This window comes from Bacteroidota bacterium (assembly GCA_026391695.1).
GTDB lineage: Bacteria > Bacteroidota > Bacteroidia > Bacteroidales > JAGONC01 > JAPLDP01.
On record JAPLDP010000040.1, the window covers coordinates 39567 to 63738 of the forward strand.

The 24172-nt window shown below is 38.2% G+C and carries 19 protein-coding genes and 1 CRISPR repeat array (1 of these 20 running past the window's edge); of the genes, 5 read left to right on the forward strand and 14 right to left on the reverse strand.

The window, feature by feature from the left end:
- Nucleotides 1-826: direct repeats of the CRISPR family, unit length 46 nt; unit sequence GTTGTGAATTGCTTTCAGATTGTATCTTTGATATAGGAAACACAGC (it extends 1044 nt beyond the left edge of the window).
- Nucleotides 827-1567: 741 nt separating this feature from the next.
- The 5 genes from cas2 to NT175_06315 form a co-directional block, all read right to left on the reverse strand.
- Nucleotides 1568-1906 (reverse strand): CRISPR-associated endonuclease Cas2, encoded by a 339-nt coding sequence (cas2, locus tag NT175_06295; GenBank protein ID MCX6234322.1) that lies wholly within the window; start codon nt 1904-1906, stop codon nt 1568-1570.
- 107 nt (nt 1907-2013) lie between these two features.
- Nucleotides 2014-2946, reverse strand: coding sequence for a type II CRISPR-associated endonuclease Cas1 (gene cas1 / locus NT175_06300; GenBank protein ID MCX6234323.1), 933 nt, complete (start codon nt 2944-2946; stop codon nt 2014-2016).
- The gene (locus NT175_06305; protein MCX6234324.1) at nt 2939-3418 is read right to left on the reverse strand and encodes a nucleotidyltransferase; all 480 of its coding nucleotides are present in this window, start codon (nt 3416-3418) and stop codon (nt 2939-2941) included. The genes cas1 and NT175_06305 overlap by 8 nt, the downstream gene beginning before the upstream one ends.
- Complete coding sequence (locus NT175_06310) at nt 3402-3683, reverse strand: hypothetical protein (GenBank protein ID MCX6234325.1); 282 nt, start codon at nt 3681-3683, stop codon at nt 3402-3404. The genes NT175_06305 and NT175_06310 overlap by 17 nt, the downstream gene beginning before the upstream one ends.
- A gap of 24 nt (nt 3684-3707) precedes the next feature.
- Nucleotides 3708-7952 (reverse strand): hypothetical protein, encoded by a 4245-nt coding sequence (locus NT175_06315; GenBank protein MCX6234326.1) that lies wholly within the window; start codon nt 7950-7952, stop codon nt 3708-3710.
- A 271-nt stretch (nt 7953-8223) separates the two neighbouring features.
- On the opposite strand from NT175_06315, the gene NT175_06320 reads away from it, so the two are divergent.
- Together NT175_06320 and NT175_06325 are read left to right on the forward strand one after the other, a co-directional pair.
- On the forward strand, nt 8224-9672 hold the full coding sequence (locus NT175_06320) for an alpha/beta hydrolase-fold protein (protein MCX6234327.1): 1449 nt from the start codon (nt 8224-8226) through the stop codon (nt 9670-9672).
- 171 nt (nt 9673-9843) lie between these two features.
- Nucleotides 9844-10200, forward strand: coding sequence for a DoxX family membrane protein (locus tag NT175_06325; GenBank protein ID MCX6234328.1), 357 nt, complete (start codon nt 9844-9846; stop codon nt 10198-10200).
- A gap of 16 nt (nt 10201-10216) precedes the next feature.
- Here the strand turns inward: NT175_06325 and NT175_06330 are convergent, their stop codons facing one another.
- From NT175_06330 to NT175_06355, 6 genes are read right to left on the reverse strand one after another with little or no spacing between them, the layout of a single operon-like run.
- Nucleotides 10217-10807, reverse strand: coding sequence for a nuclear transport factor 2 family protein (locus tag NT175_06330; GenBank protein MCX6234329.1), 591 nt, complete (start codon nt 10805-10807; stop codon nt 10217-10219).
- A 54-nt stretch (nt 10808-10861) separates the two neighbouring features.
- On the reverse strand, nt 10862-11905 hold the full coding sequence (locus tag NT175_06335) for a PrsW family glutamic-type intramembrane protease (protein MCX6234330.1): 1044 nt from the start codon (nt 11903-11905) through the stop codon (nt 10862-10864).
- Entirely contained in the window at nt 11878-14823 is a 2946-nt protein-coding gene (locus NT175_06340) for a hypothetical protein (protein MCX6234331.1), read from the reverse strand. Before NT175_06340 ends, NT175_06335 begins: the two co-directional genes overlap by 28 nt.
- Nucleotides 14824-14851: 28 nt before the next feature.
- On the reverse strand, nt 14852-15883 hold the full coding sequence (locus NT175_06345; GenBank protein ID MCX6234332.1) for a hypothetical protein: 1032 nt from the start codon (nt 15881-15883) through the stop codon (nt 14852-14854).
- 35 nt (nt 15884-15918) lie between these two features.
- A complete protein-coding gene (locus NT175_06350; protein ID MCX6234333.1) occupies nt 15919-16680 on the reverse strand; it encodes a hypothetical protein in 762 nt (253 codons plus the stop codon).
- A gap of 13 nt (nt 16681-16693) precedes the next feature.
- On the reverse strand, nt 16694-17221 hold the full coding sequence (locus NT175_06355) for an RNA polymerase sigma factor (protein MCX6234334.1): 528 nt from the start codon (nt 17219-17221) through the stop codon (nt 16694-16696).
- Nucleotides 17222-17403: 182 nt separating this feature from the next.
- On the opposite strand from NT175_06355, the gene NT175_06360 reads away from it, so the two are divergent.
- On the forward strand, nt 17404-18426 hold the full coding sequence (locus tag NT175_06360) for a methyltransferase (GenBank protein MCX6234335.1): 1023 nt from the start codon (nt 17404-17406) through the stop codon (nt 18424-18426).
- Nucleotides 18427-18464: 38 nt separating this feature from the next.
- Nucleotides 18465-19247: a PhzF family phenazine biosynthesis protein gene (locus tag NT175_06365; GenBank protein MCX6234336.1), complete on the forward strand. Its 783-nt coding sequence runs from the start codon at nt 18465-18467 to the stop codon at nt 19245-19247.
- A 30-nt stretch (nt 19248-19277) separates the two neighbouring features.
- Here NT175_06365 and NT175_06370 read toward each other — a convergent pair whose 3' ends face one another.
- From NT175_06370 to NT175_06380, 3 genes are all read right to left on the reverse strand, one after another.
- On the reverse strand, nt 19278-19856 hold the full coding sequence (locus tag NT175_06370; protein MCX6234337.1) for a TetR/AcrR family transcriptional regulator: 579 nt from the start codon (nt 19854-19856) through the stop codon (nt 19278-19280).
- Between the two features lie 105 nt (nt 19857-19961).
- Nucleotides 19962-21905: a tetratricopeptide repeat protein gene (locus tag NT175_06375; GenBank protein MCX6234338.1), complete on the reverse strand. Its 1944-nt coding sequence runs from the start codon at nt 21903-21905 to the stop codon at nt 19962-19964.
- A gap of 12 nt (nt 21906-21917) precedes the next feature.
- Nucleotides 21918-22919, reverse strand: a complete 1002-nt coding sequence (locus NT175_06380) for a helix-turn-helix domain-containing protein (protein MCX6234339.1) — start codon at nt 22917-22919, stop codon at nt 21918-21920.
- Nucleotides 22920-23334: 415 nt separating this feature from the next.
- Between NT175_06380 and NT175_06385 the strand changes: the two genes are divergently transcribed.
- Complete coding sequence (locus NT175_06385) at nt 23335-23769, forward strand: GNAT family N-acetyltransferase (protein MCX6234340.1); 435 nt, start codon at nt 23335-23337, stop codon at nt 23767-23769.
- The last annotated feature ends 403 nt before the right edge of the window (nt 23770-24172 follow it).

A 24172-nucleotide genomic window follows, 5' to 3' on the forward strand; every position in this document is an offset into this window, starting at 1 on the left:
GACTGCTGATCAAAGTCAAAGTTGTGAATTGCTTTCAGATTGTATCTTTGATATAGGAAACACAGCTTCCCAAAATTTACAGGGGATATTGTCTTCGTTGTGAATTGCTTTCAGATTGTATCTTTGACATAGAAAACACAGCATGATTTTGGATGTATTGGTTGCCCTTTAAGTTGTGAATTGCTTTCAGATTGTATCTTTGATATAGGAAACACAGCTCGTCCCCGGTTTACTCCATTCTCGAGTAAGTTGTGAATTGCTTTCAGATTGTATCTTTGATATAGGAAACACAGCTCCGTTTTTGAATTTGATTAAGTCGCCAGTGTTGTGAATTGCTTTCAGATTGTATCTTTGATATAGGAAACACAGCTCTGACTATTTGTCCTTGTTGTGGAAATGGGTTGTGAATTGCTTTCAGATTGTATCTTTGATATAGGAAACACAGCGTCTATTTTGGTATCAGGTTCTGGAACTGTGTTGTGAATTGCTTTCAGATTGTATCTTTGATATAGGAAACACAGCTTTATCGGTCACGAATTGTATAAACCCATTGTTGTGAATTGCTTTCAGATTGTATCTTTGATATAGGAAACACAGCTACTTGGAAGGAGGATAAAATAGCATATTAGTTGTGAATTGCTTTCAGATTGTATCTTTGATATAGGAAACACAGCATAATGTTCAAAACTAAGATCACAATATTTGTTGTGAATTGCTTTCAGATTGTATCTTTGATATAGGAAACACAGCTGAAGGCAGTTCCATAATCAAGAGCAGTGAGTTGTGAATTGCTTTCAGATTGTATCTTTGATATAGGAAACACAGCGTAGCCACCCGGGTCCCGGCCGGCTGAACAGTTGTGAATTGCTTTCAGATTGTATCTTTGATATAGGAAACACAGCTATTATCACAAATTCTTCTAAGGTCTTTAAGTTGTGAATTGCTTTCAGATTGTATCTTTGATATAGGAAACACAGCTAATGAAAAAGGCAATATTACAATCTATGAGTTGTGAATTGCTTTCAGATTGTATCTTTGATATAGGAAACACAGCAGAAATGATAACAAGTCATCTCATGGGAGTGTTGTGAATTGCTTTCAGATTGTATCTTTGATATAGGAAACACAGCTAAATAACAATTTGGCAGAATCCAACAATAGTTGTGAATTGCTTTCAGATTGTATCTTTGATATAGGAAACACAGCTTTTCAGACAAATTCTATTGAGATGGGATTGTTGTGAATTGCTTTCAGATTGTATCTTTGATATAGGAAACACAGCGCAGTATGAAAACGCCTCAAATTTAATGCAGTTGTGAATTGCTTTCAGATTGTATCTTTGATATAGGAAACACAGCACATTGCTCCGATATCATTGATAATGTAAGAAAAGCTGTGTTTTGACGACTCAAAAAATGAGGTAAAGAGTCTCTCAGTTACATTAATTGGGAGACTTTTTTATTTCTGATGGATTATCGTTTTCAATGATCAATGATCAGGGATCAATGATCAATACTAATGAACCTAACCATTTATTGATCATTGCTCATTAATCATTGCTGATTGACTAAAAAAGTTCGAGTTGCTGTGGTACCTGTTGAGCTGGCGCCGGCGTCCGGCCATAAAAAATCTCCATCATCCCGAATTGTTTATCGGTTATTGAAAGTATTCCGACATGCCCCTTGGGTGGCAGAATACTTTTTACACGTTTAATATGCACATCGGCATTTTCCCGACTGGGACAATGCCTGACATAGATTGAAAACTGGAACATAACAAATCCGTCAGCCATGATTTCTTTCCGGAATTTTGTCGCAATTTTCCTGTCTTTTCTGGCTACTACGGGCAGATCGAAAAACACAAGTACCCACAAAATACGGTATTCGTTTAAACGGTCAAATGACATCGGTGGTCAATTATCAAGGATCAAGGATCAAGGAACAATGATCAGGTAAATGAATGTAACCATTTATTGATCATTGTTCATTGATCACTGTTCATTGTCAATAGGTTTTATTCCAAAATTGGATACACTATTTTCCGGCTTGTCCCTTCAAAACACTTTGCCAGTGAAGCTGTTGTTCGTTGCATGCCAACCATGAGGGGGCTTTGTTCACTATCAATAATAATATCGATTGAAGTAACCGATAAAAGTTCTTTCTTGATGTCGGTTGTCATTTCTTCGATATTTACCCCGCTTTGAACAATCTGTAGCACGATACGATCCATATATGGCCGGTATGGTTCCATAATATCATCGGCCAAGCAGTAGGCATTGTATTTATTTGAATGATGAATCCCAAATGTGGGTAATAGGCCGGAACCAATAAGGCACCTTGCCATCATTGCCCGGAGAATGGCATAACCATAATTCAACAGGTTATTTGGCGGGTCGCCTTCCCTGTTTCTACTGAAATGAAGACTGTTAGGAAATATGTGAGCCCAGTAATAAAGAGCAGCTTTTGCCTCACAATTTTCAGTGTCTCCAGATTTTACACTTTCAGATAGTTTCTTCAATCTCAAGTATTCCTTGCCGAAATATTCCAATAGTAACGCCTGATTAATAATTTTAGCAATCACTGTTTGCTGCCAGAATTGTTTTTTTTGAGGAATTGTCGCATTAATTTGGATTGTGAAGCGTTCATGTTGAATATTATGCACATCAAGTGGCAGCATCAGGCCGGTTGGATGATGAGTATCATTGCAGGTTATCAACGCAACATTATTTTCGAGTAACGCTGCGACAAGTGCGTGAGTAATAATAATTTGCTGATTATCCAGAATTACTACACCGATATCTTCAATCGGAATAGTGGCTGCTGCCTCTTTTTTGAACGATTCTGGTAAAGTATCATTCTTTTCGACAGCAGGTAGCCTCACCACTAACTGCTTGTTAGTTTTGCTGAGATAAGCGGGATTACCAAAATAAAGCGTTCGCTTAATCATTAGATTTTTTTAACCTGTGGATTTTCTGAAGTTCTTCAATATCCGCCTTATCTTTCATACGGTCAGTCATCATTTTACTCAGTATCAAGTCGTTCAAACATAGTACAGGAATTTCGTATTCCTCCAAGTGTAAATATTCAACCTGTTGATAGGCTTCCTCAAAATTCAATCCTCTTATGTTTGAAATAAAATCCATTTTCCCGGGTGGATCACCAAAATGGAATGCGACAGTGTTAGCGAAATCCAGATCATTTACTATTTTTATAGATTCTTTCGATATACCAATGTTTTCCAGAACTGTGATGAATTTTTGCTTATTGGAATTATCAGGTTTCAACCAGATATCCATATCACCTGTGGTACGGATATAACCGTGGTAAATCACTGCATAACCTCCGATAATAATAAAACCGACATCATTCCTTAGCATGTCAGTTATTATATTTCTATGGATATCAAGAAGTAATATCATTTTCAATAGTTAAAGTGAAGTCGTGCGGTATTTTAGTTTTTCCAATGACATCAGCATAAAATTGGGTGATAAGTTTATAATGTAATTCAAACCGTTGTTCGGGTGTCAGGTTCAGCCAGTACCGGTAATTTGCCTCTTCTTGCTCATTAAAAGAGGAAATTGTTACTTTATTATCTGACGGATCGGGATACTCCGGGTAATGTAATTCAGGTTCATTAACATTGTCCCTTGTAAGTAATTTCCTATATGATTTTTTACCTGGCATGTTCTTTCAATAAATATATCATAATCACAATAAATTATTTCTTGTAAAAACAATTTCACTGTCCGGCAAGATTTTAAAGTCTTTATCTTCAATTAAAAAGTTAAGACTTACTGGACTTAATAATAATCTTGGCCAGGGAGAATCAAAACTGATATTTGAAAATCCATATTTTCCTCTTTGTCCATATCTTTCTTTCGGGAAAGCTTCGGATAACTGCTGATCTGACCTTGCCTCCAAGTGATATTGAAACTGTAATGTCCCGGTATTGGCATCAAAGAGGTTCTTCAAATAATACAACCTTTTAGACAACTCGCTTTTAGAAAGTTCATATAGTTCAGATCTATTATTTTGATAAAATAGAACCTTTTGACCAACAGCTAATACAGCATAAAGCCTTGCTATTGTTTTACTTTTACTTAAAATAATAGCTGGTTCAAAAAAGTCTTCTTTTCTGGTAATTTGGTTAGTCTTTAATATCTCTGTTGCTTGAAACAAATTAAGTGGACGGAATCCTTTTTCCCCAGTTTCATCTTTGTACAATGCATATAAGTAATTTGTTGAATTAGCAGCCCAGTACGAGTTTTTATATTCTTTCTTCGAATTATATGTTTGCTTTTTAATTTGCAAGGGTTCTGCAACCTTTGCCCAACATCTAATATGCCTTATTTTATTACCAACTGGATTCCCTTCTCTATTCAACATATAGACACCTTCAGCAAAAGCAGCTTTTAAAGATCGACCATTTAATTGTATTTCAATAATTTTTCTAAGTTCTGGATCAACTATCTCGTCTAAATTATTAATTAACGACACTTGCTTCCGAATGACAAACTTAAAGCCATCGTTCTTTTCTTCATAAATCCAGTTATTATTTTCATCTTTTAACGGTTTGCCCACAGAATCCCGCTGAACAGCTTTGATCTTGCCATAGAAAGTATCAAGATGTAATTGACCTCTAATACAATCGCCCTGAGCAATTTTAGGTTGTTTTTTTCCATTTGTATCTAATAATAACTTGCCGTTTTTATCACGCAGATATTCAATTCTTCCACGTTTACGGATAATTTTTTTTCCTGGTGTCAAAGCTTGATCTTTTTTGACATGAGAGACTAATATATTATCCTCAATCTGTTTTATATGATTTATATTGAAGGATGGATAGGGCACATCATGAAATTGCTTATGTGTCGTTTCTTCTAATTCAAATGATTTTTTTAAAATACTGTCCCTTTTAGCAAAAGAAGGTATAAGAGTCAGTACCGCCGCATCAATAGCATGGTGACTATGCTTTGCTCTTGATTTTTTCTCTTCTTTCTCCTGAATGCCGAATATTTTTCGAAAATCAGCCGTCACACTTCCCTTTTGTACTTCAACATTATTGAATACTGTTTTCAGATAATGAAAAGCATATTTAGATATTATTCGTGTATCGACCAACTGACTATTTTTAAAACCACTCGTAATTTCCGTCATAGTAAATCTGCTCAATTTATTCATCCAATAATCCAATTCATATTGGCGTAAATGTTTTTTTCTGATATAGTCATCTTTTGACTTTTTATCCGGAGCAGATCTGGATTTCGTTTTCCAAGATTCAACTTGAGTAAAAAGTTCATTGACTTTTTTCTGCCATGCATCAAGACGTGGTTTAATTGGGGTGTACCCAAACGCATCATGCTCATAGTTCTCCAACTCAGTTGGAATTCGTTTCTTTTTAATATCTCTATTGTAGCTTGCATAACATACTGTCAGATTTGCTAATGAATTATCGAACGAAATACTACGCGGAATTGTATGCTCAAAATCAACAACATTTTCATCAAATAAATCTGACAAATGAATGATTCTTCCAGTATAAATACATTGACAACCTTGTTCTTTCCAGAGACGATATTTCTGAATATCGTCTTTTAACGCTTTTACCTGTTTAATTACTTCTTCATGGTCAGGCAGTTGCTCATACCATAAGCGGAATTTATCAATATCATCAGGATTTCCCGGATTAATACCAGGGTACTTCTCTTTTTGTAGCTCAAGAATTGCTTTGGCAAATTCCTGATTCTCATCCTCTCTGTTTTTCTGGTAAGATTTAATGGCCCATCTTTGGTTTGAATCATTTAAATCACGTGCCAGTTCTACCGTAACTTGGGTATCTTCATCAATCTTCCCGGTTTTTATCAGATAATTTATCATTTTGCGTAACTCATGAAGTGTGCGCATAGCCATTGGATTTTTAAAAGCTCCTGTTTTTGGACTTCCGAGATACAATTTATAATCCTCATCACTTCGTTTTACAGGTGGATATATTTCTATTTGTGAGGGATGATATAAGAGATTAAGCTTGCCCTCCGGGATTTCAAAATAATCACTTAAGAATTGACGGATTGTATCAAGTAAGGAAGGAATTCTGTAAAAACGGTTATCCGCATCCATCAAATAAATTGAGGTTTCGATATTAACTACTAAATATTTTTTATCATTGATAATACTTACATCAAAACCGGAGCTAAAAAACTTTTGATAAAGTTCTGTGACCAATTCAATAGTTTTAGATTTTTCGCTTATATCCACTTTTTCCCAATATTTTATTCCGAAGGTTTCTTTAATGGTTTGAACAACGGTATGTTTATCATCTTCGGTTAATATATAGTGACTGTCCTTCCAACCTTGTCTTTCTTCATAAGTAAATGCCTTATACTGAGATATTAAACTGTTTACGATATTCAATACCTGTTTTTCTTTACGATTTTTTACAATAAGAGAATTAATTGAGTCCTTTAGCGACTGTTTATTGTCATTCCATAGTTTTTCCCCTAAAACCTGAGGCATGTTAGCCAATAAGACCGCTTCGGAATAGATCATTCCATCTCTTAAAAATGGTAAAATTTTATTTATTGCATTCAGACTTAATGCAGCATATCCATTCGGCAGATTTTTCCATATTCTTTTAAATTCTTCTGCTTTTTCATCTGAAAGATTAAGCTTCTCTTTCGCAAATTTTAAAAGTATTTCTTCATCATCAAATGAAAACAGAATATGCCAAATATCCTGGGAGTTATAAAAAGTCTTTTCTGTCTTACCTGATTTACGTATTTCTTTTCTTAAAATTTTAAAGTTTTCATTATTCCAATTATCCCCAAAAATTTTTTTTAAACGGGCAGAAACTGGGCATCCAGCAACAGTTGTTTGGGGTTTATAATTAAATTGAAAACTTTTTAATCCCTTTTTTACTAATAATTGGGATATCTCAGAAAATGAAAAAGTCGGCTTAGATGGTTTAAAAAACGATTCATTATAAATAAGTTGTTTATGCTCAATAGATAAACTTTCCCAATCTCCATTAGGATTTTCATACTTAATATTATTTATAAAGGTCAAAGCCCGGAATTCTTCAAATAAAGGATGGCTAACAGGACAACGATGTTTTGACGATTCAAGAGTACATTTGCCGATAAGACCTTTTTGCGAACGTAACGGTCGCTGTAAGAAAATAGCCTTAATAATTTCTTGTTTAAAGCTCGAATCAATTTCCTGTACTTCAAAAATCCTTAGTACTTCTTCTTCATAATGTCTACGAAGAGTATATTGATTTCTAATTCGTTCATCTTGGGATTCCCTAAAAGCAAGCGCTGCTCCGAGCGTTTTATAACTTTTTATAGCTTCTCCGATTTCATTCACTCCTCTTGCTCCTGATTCTCGACTTCCACGATAAACTGCAGTATTTTCCTTATCCCCCGTCTTACGGCTACTCTTAAATCCACGCCGCTGAGCAATATGATGTAATGCCCTACCGATCTTATATCGCTCGATCGAAATATTTAAATCCAATTTTATATTAACAAGTTCTTTCCTTAATTGATAGGGACTTTTATAATCAGAAATTCCATCACCGTTAAAATCAAGTTCTATCCATTTGTTAAAAGCACTATCTGTGACTGGATAGGCTCTGCCTCCATCACCCTGAAGTGCTAATTCCTTATTATAATTTCGCCATCTGTTTAGATTGTTCATTGATAACGGACAATACCCATATTTAATTAAAATTTCTAAAGTTTTCCATAGTCGATACTTTCGTACTTGATATAACCTACGTAAAGAACGATTCTTTGTTCGTTCAGCAGCATATGAAAATTCACCCGACTTACCTTCTCCAACTCCTTTTTCAAAAACTACTACTCCATAATGCTCAAACTGATTTCCTGGCAAGCTATCCGTTCGAATAGCCCAACCAATTGAGTTACTGCCAAGATCCAAACCTAATTTTTTCATAAAAAAAAGATTACTTGATACTTTTTATAACATTATTGTGTATTTTTGTAACACAATCTGAAAGACTCTTCACAATAAGGCTATAAGCCGAAGAGATTTCTTAGCCCTGCGTACTTCCGTAGGGCTTTTTCTTTTTCTCCTGCTAATTTACTCATAATAATCAAATTAAATAAATATAATTCAGGTCAATATTTTTTTTCAATTATCATTGATCAGGGATCAAACATCAATGATCATTGTTTATCTTAATTTTGCGTATAATCATAAAATAATGAAAAAACTCCTGATACTCCTTTCTGTTACAACCTTCCTTCATCTTGCTCATGCACAGGACTTCCGGTCATTCATCAACCAGGTTAATGCCATTACCGACACCACTCTGAAAATGGCTGCTGTCGACAGCTTTATGACCATTATTACACCCATGGGTATTCCTTATATCCAGGCCGACACAGTCAATTTTATATACCGCGGCTCTGCCGGCTTTGTGCAGGTTCCCGGAGATTTCAACGGATGGACTTCCCAGGACGATCCAATGACGCTTCTTGAAGGCACCGACTTCTGGTACCTGTCGAAATACTTTGAAATGAATGCACGGCTCGACTATAAGTTTATCATCGACGGCAACACATGGATTCTTGATCCTCTTAATCCGCATGAGATATGGGGTGGTTATGGGCCCAACTCGGAACTCGCCATGCCCGGCTATATTCAACCTTGGGAAATTAATCTTAATCCCGGCATTAATCATGGCACCCTCGACACAATTGCCTTTCTCAGCTCCCACACCGGATATAATTACCAGATCATCATCTATCTGCCATTTGGTTACGATCCTTTGGCTACTGGTGGCTATCCGGCAGTATATTTCCAGGATGGATTCGAGTACATCAGTCTGGGTAGCGCAAATACTGTCATCGACAACCTGATAGAAGGAAATTATATTGACAAAATAATCGGCGTATTCGTCAGGCCCTATAACCGGAATGAGGAATATGCCGGTAATAAGAGGAACCAATACCGGATGTTTTTCACGGAAGAGCTTGTTCCTTACATCGATGAGCATTACAACACGATGGCATCTCCCGGCGGCAGGGCAGTCATCGGTGACTCCTACGGAGGAAATATTTCTGCTCTCATCAGCTATTATCATCCCGACATCTTCGGAAACTGCGGCCTTCACTCGGGTGCATTCTGGCCAAACAACTATGAAGCCTATAACGCGATCACCCAGGGTCTTAAAGTCAATGTCAGATGGGCTGCAATTTGGGGATCGTATGAAAGCCTCTTTGAAAATATGCGGAACTTCAGGGATTTTCTTCTTGGTGAAAACTATCTTCTCACATGGAAAGAGCTTCCGGAAGGTCATAGCTGGGGATTGTGGAGAGCTACAATCGACGATATAATTATCTTTTTCTATCCAAAAGGGTGGTCGGGACTACCCCACGAAAACCTGAACAGACCACTTTCTGTGACTGTCACGCCCAATCCATTTTCCGGCAGTTGTGCCCTGGAATTTGAAGGGTTGCCTGATGATACCTGGCAGCTCAATATTTTTGACAGCTTGGGGAAAATGGTACCTGTTGAGCCACGGGTTATCCAAAGCGGCCACATGATCACTCTTCAGGTGCAGGCCGGTACCCTTCCCGATACAGTTTGTTTTTACCGCCTCCAGTCAGGCGACAGAGTCGCCAGTGGGAAACTGATTAAAATCAAATGATGATTTATAGCATAAAGATGTTTGAACAAAATCACATCATCCTGTGTTAATGTCACATAAATTGTGTATTTTTAGAATATATACCACCTCACCTCCTTCACCCCCTCTCCTGGAGGAGAGGGGGACGGGGGGTGAGGCTTATCAATTTCTTTATCACTTAAAAAAAATGCTATGAAATTAATCTCACATCTTGGAAGGTTCATTTTCGCCGGAGTTTTCATCATTTTTGGCCTCTTTCATTTCATGAAAGGTCAGGCAATGGCAGAGTACATATTGCCTGAATGGCCGGTGGCTACAATATTGGTGTATGTTGCCGGAGCAGGAATGATACTGGCCGGTGTCAGCATCATAATCAATTTCAAAGCCCAGCTCGCCTCGCTTCTTCTGGCCTTACTCCTATTCATATTTATTCTGGTTTTGCATCTACCCAAAGTCCTGGATGGTGATCAATTATCGACGACCATGCTGCTGAAAGATGCCGCAATGATGGGAGCTGCGCTTTATTTGGCAGGGAATCTAAAAAAATAAAGCCAGAGTGATATAATTATTTTGCATTCTGCCGCCAATCGCTTATAAGGTTTATCCAATCTTCCGCCTTGGAGGGATTATAATTGAATGACTTATCCGCCATTATCTGAGCCAGTTCATCTTGTCTTTCTTTTTTAGCCCATGTCATAAACGACTGGAACATAGCGGATATTTCCTGAGCACTCCTGTCAGTGAGTTGTGCAGGGCGAAATTCTTTTATCTTTTTACCGCCAAAAACCACAAATGTACCGGGCTTATATTCCACCTCAGGTATGCCGGCAGCTATAAACCACCGGTTCCGCTCAATGATCTTACCGATTATGACCGTATCACCTCTGACCTGGATATCCTGTACCTGCAAACGGCTGTCAATGGCTGAATCCCATACCTCAACACGATGGATTGCTGATTTCCCCTTAAGTGGTGGCTGCCCCTGAACAACGAAAATTGCATCATCAGTATAATAATCCATGGTACGGTCAATGTTATGTTCATTGTGGCTTTCAAGGAATTTAACCATTTGCTCTTTAGGATCGGTTTTTTTTGTGCATGTTGTCAGCATACAGAAAAGTAACACACAACAAATAATACGATAAGCTGTTGTCATAATGAGGATATTTTTATTGCAAAAATAGGTATCTATTATTTCGTTTTTACGAAATCATTTTAACATGGACCATTTCCACAAATCCTTCCTTGATGTTCTGAGAACCGGAGAAATAGCTATAAGGCCCGTTTTACCAATATTTTTCTCGAGAGAATTAATCTCATTTAATTTCGTTTTTATGTCCGGATCAGCTTTAACCGGAAGACCGGCTTCATGAAGCATCAGATTTCCTTTGGCTTTAATTGATAATTCAAGGTATAGAGAGATATAAGCCAGCATATCGACGACCACCATCTGTGAGAACCGGTTTTTTATTGAAATGAGGTATTCTCCCGATTTGGTCATTGAAAATTTTCCTTTACGGATCAAAGCCAGAAGTTTCACCTCACTATCAAATTCAAGTTCAAGCCACTTCCTGAGTGACCCTTCACTGAGACGGAAAATAGTGATCTCTGTGAACGAAACGACCATCAATATAACTACCATCATCACCAGCGGGGGAAATAAAAAATGATTATAAAAAGAATGAATGATTACCGCAACGATCCATCCCCCTAATAGGGGAACCAAGAGGTGTTTCTGCTTGTCGAAGGCATTCATGATAATGATAGCAATGACAGATGTTGCTCCCCCGTGCATAATTGCTGTGCCAAAACCACGCACTACCCATAAAAGGATATTATTATTATGTATTGAATAGAGATAATAGATATTCTCGAGTATGGCAAAACCACAACCGATCGCAAAACCATAAATCGCACCGTCGATCATGAAGCCAATCTTGCCCCTTTTAATTAAAATAATCAGAAGAAGCATTTTTAAAGTTTCCTCAACAAATGGTGATATATATTTTGAAAGAAATGCAGGTAAACGATCAGGATCCATTGGAATTGACTCCAGAAAGCCTGTGTTTGCAAAATACGAAAGTATCGAACTGCTTATACCCCAGGCAATACATACGATCAACAACTTGGTTTTGACCAGTTTAAAACTGTCAAGCAGGACAAGCACGATAAGAAATATAATAACCGGCAAAAGAGCGACCAGAACCTGCATGATGAATGGGTTTTTTAAAGCAGCTTCAGCGATACCATCCATTGACCGGACGGTGAGTAACCATCCTGAAATGCCCTGGCATAACCGAATGACAATGTCGATTTAATAAGTGAGAACAAAACCAGTTCAAAATCGACCTGAGCGCCGGCATTATATACCTCTCTTCTAAAAGTATCATCAGTAATATCGGCAAGTAAGCCCATTCCGAAGACCGAAAAACGTGCATAGGTTGAGTAAAAGCTCAGGAAACCCAGCTTGTGGAACCGGATAGGATTAAAATTCAATTCCGTCAGCAACTTACCATAGTTCATTGCGGAGATCTGGTCAATTTCAACTCCCGGGAAGCTCTCAAACTCCCTATAGCGCTGAGGTTGCTGGTAGTCGACCCAATTGTTTCTGAAACCACCGAAATAAAAATTGGATAATTCATTCCTGCGTTCACCGAAGGAATGACCAAGGGATGTCCTGAGCCAGAGCGATGTATTACGAACCGGCATTAGAAATCCAAAATCCTGGTTGGAAATGAGGCTTGGATAAAGATTACCGCTTGCCAGGTAATTGTTTACATAAAAATTCCATTCAAATCCTTTCTCAGGTTCAATTGCGCCAAGCGACTTTCTCAGATTGCTGTAATGGAGATTGGCTGTTCCCGTATAAAGCTCGGTGTAAGGCGCTTTTATGTTCTGGTATCCCGGTAATCTTTCCAATCCGCCATAGGCTCCGACACGAACGAAGAAATCAAGCATCTGGGGTTTAAACCTCTTTAATATTTTCTGGTATTTCAATGTGAAGACATAACCTGCCCGGCTGACTTTAGTGGGTCCAAAGAGGTCATAAAAGTTGGTTTTATTCCAACCTGCAGTAAATTGCCACCCCCAATAATGGTAATCGAGATACAAGTGGAACCGTTCTTTCTCGGGCAGGAAACCATAAGGCGTATAGGTTGCCGTAAGTTTTAAATTATGCAATCCGACGGGATCCATAAAATTCAACCTGTACCCATAGGCAAACAGGTCTTTGTAACCCTCAATGACAGGGTATGCGGTTGCAAAACGCAGCCCGGTAAAGGCATTATATTTACCTTCAAATGTCTTAAGTGAGTCCACGTTAACCGATGAAGGCGGTTTCAACATCCACTCCTCGACGACAGGATTCTTCTCATATACCATTTGACCCAGGTAGGTGATGGAATTTGCATCCTCTATAGGTTCAATTTTTATCTTACACGGCTGCAAGCCATTCTGATGAAACTGGAAAACAAGTAAGGAATCCTTCCCGAATGGAACAGGACGAAAAAAACCTGTCTCATTGTTTGTCAGGAGTTCCGCTTCCCTGGTCTGAATGTTTATGCGATATATATTGGAAACGCCAGTAAAGTATGATGATCCAATAAGATATTGATCATCTTCCGAAAAAACAAAATTCGACATCACATTCTCTTCAAACTCATATATTTTTTCATAGTTAGTTTTACCCTGGAGTAAGTCATTTATCCTGAAAAGGACCAGTTGTTGGCTCCCTTGAATATCTGACATAATTCCTGATAAATACTCACCGTTATTTGAAATAGCAATGTCAAAAAAACTCCGGCCAAACTGAATTGTATAAATATCGTTCATTTTATCGTAGGGCGGCGGGATCTGGATGAGGGTAACCCGTGCATTCATATGTTGAATAGCCCATACTGATTTATCTTTTTTATTGAAGGCAAAATCACCGGCCCTGGTTATCTTGATGAGGTTCATTGATTTACCCGTGTTTATATCAATGGATTGTAGCCCGCGCCAGTCGTTATTATGAACTGACATGAAAAGGGTCTTGCTGGAGTCATCATAAGTGAGGGCAGTGACATAATAAAGTACCGGGCTGGGCACATCTGCTATTTTTTCCATCGATCCATTGTCAAGGTCGATGGATGCGATATGAGCAGCCTTGCCCGGATAATTGACAGCAGCATAAATCTTTCTTCTTCCCATATCAATAAAGGCATTGGAGACAGAGCCCAGCGGTTTATCTGTCACTTCCATAACGGGAGTAACTGGAAATTCCCTGATTGTTTTTAAGTTTTGTGTCTGGAATTCATGTTCCCATTTTATCCATTTATCCCATTCATCCCTGACGTCAATTCCATATACTTTTTTGAACTGGCCGGCATAGAATCGTTTACTACTGTCGCTCCGGGAATAGAAATCGCGTAATTTGCCGACACCATAAGTATAGGCAAGGTAGCTGACAAAACGTGTTCCATAGAGATAGGCGTTTGCGCCGACCTGGAAATCAATGGTCGACCCTTCTGTTTCAAGTCCTACGACGTTATAAAAGTAACTGCTGTCATACACCATTGTGCGGAAAACCATCTCATCATATCCTCCCAGAACACGACCCAATCCGCCTGACATCCATGTCTCCATGAAAACGGCTATACCCTCATGGTACCAGCGGGGCGAATACCACCGTGGTGTGGTCAGATAGCTATATAACATTGACATGGGATTGGAGTTGTCCGACATAACCTTTCCCCCGAAAATTTTTCTCCACGTAACATCACCTCCTGCTGCTTTATCGCACATCACCGTGTGTGCAAGTTCATGGTTCATCAGCCACTGGAACCGCTCATTGGAAGGCACGATATTATAAGCAAAACTAAAGGGTGCAATGCCAAGGGTAATCATATTCCAGGGAATGACAAGGGTTCCTCCATTACCGATATCGGCGAAATCATTCAGTAAAATAGTAACTTCCTCCGAAGGCGTATAATGCCAGAAATCTTCGTGGAAATGCATGGCATTTTCATAACATCTGGCCATGTGGGGCACCATGTAATAATACCCTTTGCCAAGATAAATCAACCGAAGATCCGTTGTGTTGAACTGGCTGATTTGTGCAAGGGCCTTCCCTGACAAAAAAATACTAAAAAAGATCAGCATGCCCACAAGAGCATGCTGCCGGATTTTTTTCAAAATAACCATATATTGAGGTTTCCAGATGTTATATGGGTTCATGAATGTCTTGTAACTGATCATTCAAAGAATTGACAAAATCACCCACACTTACTACAGATTGAACGACATCTTGTAATTCATTCAGATTACCATAGACATTATTAAGGTTTTGCAGGTCACTGACCACTGCCATGGGCACTACCATACCTAGATCTCCCGGACTGACGACATTCCCAACTGCATTTATCACACCCTGATCCAAAATAAAATTTGAAGCGTCTATCTTGTTACTGGCGTTCAATACATCATTTAAAGAACCCGTGGCCAAAAATTCATTTAGCTGCTCTGCGCTCAAAATACTATTCAGAAAATCTATACCATAATATGCCTGAAGGTTTTCAGTATTTAATATCACCCGGTCAGCCGCTGCTTGAATTTCACCAGGAGTACCGAGGAGTATAGCCATTTGCATGTCACGCAGGACAATGCCGTCACGGACATTCTTCAAATTGTCTATTTCTGTACCCTTTTTCTTAGGATTGGCTTTCAGCCAGGCATCAATATTCGTGATGAGGTTATCCATGACCGTATCCCTTTTATTCAACTGGTTAAAATAATTGAGGATATTTTTCATGCTCTGCTCAACATCAAACGATTTTTCACTGACGGTATCTTTATAAAATTCGCTGAGCATAGTAATGGTGCCTGTCAATAGTGAATCATTATTCTTAATATAGTCATTGAAATTTCTTAATATTTCAAGTTTAAGGGCTTCATTCTGATCACATTCGCATACATCCAATTCAGGCAGTTTCCCATCAAGATCATGGGTCAATGCCTTGGTGTATGCATCGAAGATTACCAATCCCTTTATTGTTGTGGCTAACTGTGCAGTATCTTCCAGAATCTTGCTGCGCAATTTGATATCATTCTCAGTCATCTGGCTTTTACGGTATTTTTTGACTTTTCCGATTGTGCCTCTGGCTTCATCCTCGCTGACACGTCCTTTACAGCAAAACAGGAGTACCGAGACGACCAGCAAGACTAAACATGACGTGAATAAATTTCTTCTTTTCATTGTATTATGATTTTTTATGGTTAATTACTATTGTTTCACTTAATTGTTATGTTATTTTCATATTGACGCATATCGTTCGAAAAGACCTCGATCCTGATGGTTTCTTCGAGACTGCTCAGTTTCTTCAGCAGAACAAGATATACATTTTCACCTCTATTGATGACTTCCACCGAACTGTAGTCAGCCAGAATCCTGCATTCAGGATTCTGATCTACAGCTTTAAGTGTCCACAGGCTAAACTGGTCTTTATTAAACGACAAACGAATCTGAGCGAGATCATTTGACTGGACATTGATTTCGATCCGTAGAAAATCCTGTGAAACATAGCCTGCAGTGATGGTGGCATTGATTCCTGCAATGTAAATCGGTAAATTGAAAGCCGTGGAAATATTGGTCATACTTCCAGCCATATCGCTATCGGACACTGTTTTCCAATTCCTGTTTCGCAGAACAGGGCTAAAGATAAAAATGCCGATAAGGATGCCAAATATTAAAGCATAGCCTATTCCCCATTGAGGTGAAGGCCAAATATATTCTGTCCAGTGTTTTTTGACCTGAGAAGGCAAGTCATTTTGCGGGATCTGTTGAATATCGCGAAGAATGAGGTTTTCCAGGTCGGGGGATTCAGCAACAGAAGCATCATTTTTAAGCGTGTTTTCCACTTCGAGCAATCCCTCATAATATAATTTTGCGTCGGGATCACGGTCCAGTAATTCTTTAATATATTTTTTCCTTTCGGGCAGAAGATCCCCATCAATAAATTTCTGAATATATTTTTTCTGTTTTCTGCTGAGCATTTTCAAGGACATTTTAAAAAGTAAGATACTCCTTCAGATTTTGCCGGGCTTCAAATAACCTGGATTTCACTTTTTTCATTGGTAGGCCAGTTACTTCGCTTATTTCCTCATAGGATAAACCATCATAATACTTCATGATCACAAGGGAACGGTGCTTCGGGTCCAATGTTAAAAGGGCCCGCTGCACCATCACCTTTCTTTCTTTGGTTGCATAAACTTCCTCCGGAGATCCGTGATCTATGATTTCTTCATCATCCAGATCGACGAACTGTCTTGCTGACTTTAAATGATTGAGTGTCTCATTCAATGCAATCCGGTAAATCCAGCTGAAAAATTTCCGTGTTGTCGCAAAGGTTTTCAAATTTATATAGGCTTTCATGAATATAATTTGTGTCAGATCTTTTGCATCTTCCCTGCTGCCGGTCATTTTAAAAGCGAGCCTGTATACAGGTTGCTGATACATCCTGATCAGCTTCCCGTATGATGATGGTTTGCCGGCCAGGACCTCTTCTATTATCACTCTGATTTCGGTTTCTGACATAATTACAACCGGACGGATTAAAAGTTGGTTTTAAAATTATTCAGCAAGGTAATAAAATTACAAAAATCCTATGGAATTTGTTAAAAAAAAGAAGTCAGTACCAAAACATTTCCGGAGAACAGAATTAAATACGAAATTTGTTTCACGAAAAAACGAAGTACAGACATATAATTTTAACCATAATGAATACCAAAACCACTTCATCTGAATTGCGGGAGATGTTTAACGCATTCAGGATAAGCCGGATCTTACTGACAGCCTATGAACTTGGTTTTTTCACTATTATCGGAACCGGAGGGAAAACGGCTTTGCAGATCTCAGCCGGGGCAAGGACTAATTTACGTGCAACCATAATGCTGCTCGATGCCCTCTGTGCCATAGGAATGCTTCACAAGAAGGATGATCTTTATACAAATAACGAAATTTCCAGACTATACTTAACTAAGGAATCCCCGCAATTCATTGGAGGTTTCATGCACACAGTCAATTTGTGGGACACCTGGAGCATGCTTACCGGTGTTGTGAGAGATGGTAAATCACGTATGAAAAAGAACGTCAATGACCGAAGTGATATCTGGCTCGACTCCTTTATTGAAGCCATGCATGACCGTGCCAAACGGCAGGCACCAAAACTTGTTGCCAACATTGATCTGACGAATGTTAAAAGAGTCCTTGATGTCGGTGGTGGTCCCGGAACATTTGCTATGGAATTTGTTAGAGCAAAAGAGGGCATTACAGCCGATGTTTTTGACCTGCCAAATGTTATTACATTGACTAAAAAGTATATAGAACGGGCAGGATTGGTACGAAAGATCGGCACAGTTATCGGTGACTACACTGTTGACGACCTCGGTAAAGGCTATGACCTTATCTTCCTTTCGGCAATTGTTCATAGCAATTCCTCTGATGTAAATGCCCTGCTGATAAAAAAATGCGCCGACGCCCTGAATCCAGAGGGTTCAATTGTCATCCAGGATCACATCATGGACGAAGACAGGACATCGCCTGTTGCCGGCGCCCTGTTTGCCATCAATATGCTTGTTTCAACCAGTGAGGGGAATACCTATACTGAAGCAGAAGTCATAAAATGGTTTTCTGATGCCGGCATTCGATTCGAAAAACGAATTGATACACCGTTTGAAACGACACAGGTGATCGGGATCAAAAAAAAAGTTGACCCTTCACTATTCCTTATTCAATGTTAAATTAAATTGATCCTTTAACGTTTAAATGGTTTAATATCATGAAAATTCCATTTTATCAGGTCGACGCCTTTACCGGCAGATTATTCGGAGGAAATCCTGCAGGTGTATGTCCATTGAAGAAATGGCTTGACAACACCATCATGCAGGATATAGCCGCCGAAAACAACCTCTCCGAAACGGCTTTTTTTGTTTCTAAAGATAATCATTTCGAGATAACATGGTTCACACCACTGACAGAAATAGATCTATGCGGACATGCTACCCTTGCTTCGGCTCATGTGCTGTTTCATCACCTTAATTACGAAAAGGAGATGATACGTTTTTCAACCCGGTACAGAGGTGATGTATCTGTCAGAAAATCAAATGACCTGCTTATGCTGGATTTTCCCGCCACCGATCCGGAATCCATTCAACCTGTCAGTATTCTTGAACAGGCTTTGGGCAGGAAACCGGTAGAGCTTTATAAAACACGCGATTACCTGGCCATTTTTCCAAGGGAAGAGGATATCATCGGCATCAAACCGGATTTCAACCTCCTGAAGGAGCTCGGTGCTGCCGGTATTATCATCAGCGCCCCCGGCATAAAATCTGACTTCGTCTCACGCTTTTTTGCCCCCGCTTTTGGGATTGATGAAGATCCGGTAACGGGTTCCGCTCATACGACACTTATCCCCTACTGGTCAAAAAGACTGAGAAAAGATAAACTGCATGCTTTTCAGCTTTCAAAAAGGAGAGGTGAACTTTTTTGCGAATACCTGAAGGATCGGGTACTTATCGGAGGTAAATCAGTGACTTACCTGACAGGAGAACTGGTCATTTAACCGGTTTTTAACCTCTTATTGTAAAAAAAATTATTTGACCGTCATTCCTGTCATTAAAATATTAAACAGTTCTTCCGATCTGGTTTCCAGTTCTTTATATTTATTCTGCAAAAAAAATGGCATTTCAAGCCCTTTAGTGACCATTATAATGACCTCTGAAGCCATCTTGTAATCGATTGGTTTGAACACATTATTCTCAACACCTTCTTTTAAAATTCCGGAGAGAAGGACGGCCTCATACCTATAAAACTCATTTTTCACATCTTCCACAAAATCCAGTTGATCGAGGATATTTGACTTTAGAGTTTCGTGATAATTCACGGCGTTGCTAAGCAAGCGCATGCGTGTGACAAGATAATTCTTCAGCTTGTTTATCGGATCCTCCTTTCCTTCAGAGATTCTTGACAATTCAACCTTCAGTACATTTAATTCTTTGCCAACAACTTCCTTAAACAAGTCCTCTTTACTAACGAAATAGTAATATACCGAACCTTTTGCCTTATGCGCAGAACTGGCAATTTCGCCAATTGTAGTCCTTTTGTAACCATATTTACCAAATATTTTAGAAGCTACTTCAAGGATATTCTTTCTGGTTTCGTCAACTCCCATATTTTACTCTAATTGACTAATCTGGTTTTAGAGTACAAAAATATTTCATTTATTCTTCAAATACAACATTTTGAAAAAAAATTTACGAAACTTCTGATAGTCATATTATTTTAACCTCAGCAGATAGGCAGGATCCATTGTAACACCGAGATTTTGAGCCTTTTCAGCATCTGCCAGTGCTTTTTTCTTATCGCCAGAAGTAAAATAGAAATAGGATCTGTTTTGATAAAAAACGCCCTGGTCAGGTTTAAGCCTTATGGCCTCGTTATAATCAGCGATCGCTTCCTGATACCGTCTTAGCAAATCATTGGTTAATCCACGCAGGTTATACATATCGGCATTTAATGGATAAAAACGTAAGAAAAAGTCACAATCCCTTATACAAGGCTCATATTGTTGTGAATAATAAAAGGTCAGAGCCCTGTTCGAGTATGCATCAATGTACATTGAATCCAATTCAATCGCTTTGTTCAGATTCTCAATGGCTTCGGCATATCTTCCGGTTTTTCCATATACTCCACCCCTGTTGGCATAGGCCTCAGTGTATTTTGGATTAATTTCCAATGCTTTGCTATAATCGGCAATGGCTTTCTCATTTTCATTTGTCTCAAAGTATACTTTACCCCTGTTGTTATAAGCAGCGTATCCTTTTGGATTTAAAGTGATAGCCTTATTATAATCTTCCAATGCTTTATTGAACTTATTTAATGTACGGTAATATCTCCCACGGTTATTATAGGCCACGGGAACACCGGGATGTTTCTGCAACACATCCGTAAATAGAGTTTCCGTATTTCCCCAAACTTTAATGTGAGTCAATGAAATGATTACCAGGACGATCATGTAAACGGCGGCAAATGCATAAAGTAAGGGTTTGATCTTTATCCATTTGGTAACTAAATAATCAAAAATCTTGGCGTAAATAAAAAATAATCCAATGTAAGCGATATAGGAGAATCTGTCGGCAATAAATCCCTGTCCTGCACCCACAACCTGTATAAGAAAAATGATATTTACGATAAAAAACAGCGAACCAAATATAACATCCTTTCTGTACTGGGCGCTCCTGATGATAAAATATATTGCCAAAATAAGGAAAATTGGTGACAAGTAATAAATAAGAGGAATTGTTTTTGGATACGGATAGATTGCGGACATTTGAAAAGGTATGAGCGATTTTAAAATATAGACTGAAAGAGAATATGCTCCAATGAAAAATCGCTGGAACAGGGGAAACACTTCATTGATTTCCATGGATCCCATCTGCCGCAGGAAATGAATGCCGATTAAACCGGTGACAAGGGATAAAATAAAAAAGGGTATTTTTTCGAGAACAAGCCGGATTTTAAGCGGCCTGTTGAGGTAATAATCCAGTGCAAGGCAGGCTAATGGTAAAGTAACAGCCTGAATCTTAGAAAGTAAGGAAGGGATAAAAAGCAGAAGTGACAGAAAATAATAACGTTTCTTCTGTCTTCTTACAAATAATACATAAGCCACCAGCGAAGAAAGGTAAAAAACGCTGTATAAAACATCTTTTCTTTCAGTGATCCACACAACAGACTCAATTCGCAGGGGATGGATTCCAAAAAGCAAACCAACAATAAAGGCGGTTAGTGGTTTAGCACCCATTAGCAAAATCATCCAGAAAACCAGAATTGTACACAACAAATGCAACATAAGATTGTCGACATGATAAATTTTGGGATTTGCTCCAAAAAAGTGGTATTCAACAGCAAATGAAAGGGTTGTCAATGGATTGTAATTACCGATAACATGCGTTGTAAAAATCCGTTTGACAGAATTGGCTGACAACGTCCTGACATTAGGATTTTCAGTGACATTTACATCGTCATCCCAATTGACGAAATCAAATTGCACTGATCGGCCAAAGACAATAATTGTAATAATAAGAATTGCCCCTAGAAGAAAAAGGGTATTCTTTCGGGAAATGCTTGACTTGCCTGCGCTATCTTTCAGTTTAACAATGGATGGTGGCCTTTTCTGTGTGCCAATTCTTGAAGGTTTCTTTGTTTTATCAGGTTTTGGCATTCGCAGTGAATCTTAACTGATCCTGTCCGTAAGACCTTTGATCTTATCAACCAGCTTATTAAAGAACCTGTTTCGTTCCTTGTCAGAAGTTCCACTGATAAGATTGGACTTTTTCATCAGTATCCTGAGTGAATGTTCAACCTGGTCGCAAAAAGTTGGATTCGTCGTTATCAGGAGGTTCAATACATTATATGTCAGGTAAGTAACACGAATGTCATCCATTGTGACAAATATGGTATTATCGCTCAGGAGAACCTCATTATAATAGAATTTGAAACTATTTTCTACCCCATCTGGCGAGGTGTTGTACTGAAATTTAAAACCATATTCAGCCTGTCGCTGAATATGACGGACCCAAACTTCAAGGACCTCACACAATCGGTATATATCCTGTTTGTGGGCAAAAAAACCCGATTCATAGCAGTATTCTATCTGGCGAATCATACTGTTAAAAGTTTCTTCATTCCACAATTCGATGGTTGGTACTTTTATCGATGTAGCAATGATCTGTTTACCGGTTTTATATACCTCCTCGGATAAATCATCAAGCACAAACAGCTTATTTTGATAATCCTGAAAATGAAAAAGAGTTTTTTGCCAGAAATATATTTTAAACGCAGCTATTTCCGGAAATTCAAAATAATAGAATACCGGAACGTCCTTTGCCGAATAAATGACCTCCTTTTCTTTGGCAGCATGAAAACGTTTAACCTCAACCAGTATCTGATGTAACCATTCCACAATGTCAAAATTTTTTTCATCAACAGCCACGGGTAAAAATACGACGTTTTTACTTCCGATATTGAACAGGGTATCTATCGAAATCTTATAATAAGAGCCGAGTACTTTTAATTCTTCAATACTCAGTGCCTTATCCCCTCTGATGCGTCGATAAGCACTGTCGTAACTGATCCCCAAAAGTTCAGAAATCTCATGGACAAAAGAAATATGAGATGGTAGCTTTTCTTTAATTTGTTGAAAAAAAACCTGTTGTATAGAAAAATCAGATTTCATGAGACAAATATATGACATCACTATAAAAAAAACAAATGTTGTATAGAATATTTTTGGATTTATTGCAATTCGGAATGAAAGAAGGTCACTTATTTGCAAAATTTGAAAATCCTGAAAAAAAGGTTTGCAAAATTTGCAAATGGGAAGATCCAATTTAACAAGGAAAAGAAATATTAAGAAAAAAGTTCATTGTCATTTGCCAATGAGGTATCAAGACAGGAAGATTTCATAAAAAAAAATGAAGTCTTACGATAATCAATTCCATAATTAACAAGGTTATAATTACTTTAGCGTCAAAAATATCAGCATAAAATCGGAGGCGAATACTGATTACGGTTGATCAGAATCATTAAAATAACAATCTTCAGAATGATAAAATTATTCTACCTTAGTTTACGAACCAAAAACTATATTTATGCTCCAAATAGATAATACCAATATAAAATATCTGAACCATATTGAACGCATTGCCCGTGTTTCGAATGAGTATATGGTGCCAAATAATCGTATGATCTATTATTTGTGCTGCACAGTATTTACAAGATACTCATTTGTAGCCATAAAAGATCATGAGCCAATAGGGTATTTATTTGCGTTTAGTGATTCTGGATCAAAATATATTTGGATACACCAGTTGGCTGTTATCCCTGAAGAAAGAAATAAAGGTATTGGAGGACGTCTTCTGATAAAATTGAAGCGCGTACTGGAAAGCGAAAATTCTATCAGGACGATCAGGTTTGCTGTCAGGAAAGAAAATATTCCATCCTGGAAAATTGCTATAAGACAAAACTGCCAATCGTTTGGGACAGATCCATACCTTGATATGGAAATTTTCGAAAAACGAATTTAAGCTGCCGGATATTTGCACTGCCGATAAAGTTTATATTTCAAAGGATAGGACATAAGATTAAGTAATATCAGCTTTATGAAGGGTATATGGCGGAAATGTTTTTCATCATACACTCCTTTCAACCCGTATAACCATTTTCTCAGCATAATTTTAACATGTCTGCGAATTGAGTAGGATTCATTATATAGTCCGACAAACCGCTTGTAAAATTTCAATTCTTCCATTTTTGTGGGCAGCACACTATGCATGAAGTCAAAATAATCATAACAATTAAGCATCGTTTCCCGGCTTGCCGGGATATGTGCTTTGTGTTGAACTAAACCGTGGCACTACCTTATATATTGGGGAATCGATTTTTTAGAGATATTTCAGCAGCGTTCTTTGACGTGGTGATTTTTTGCAG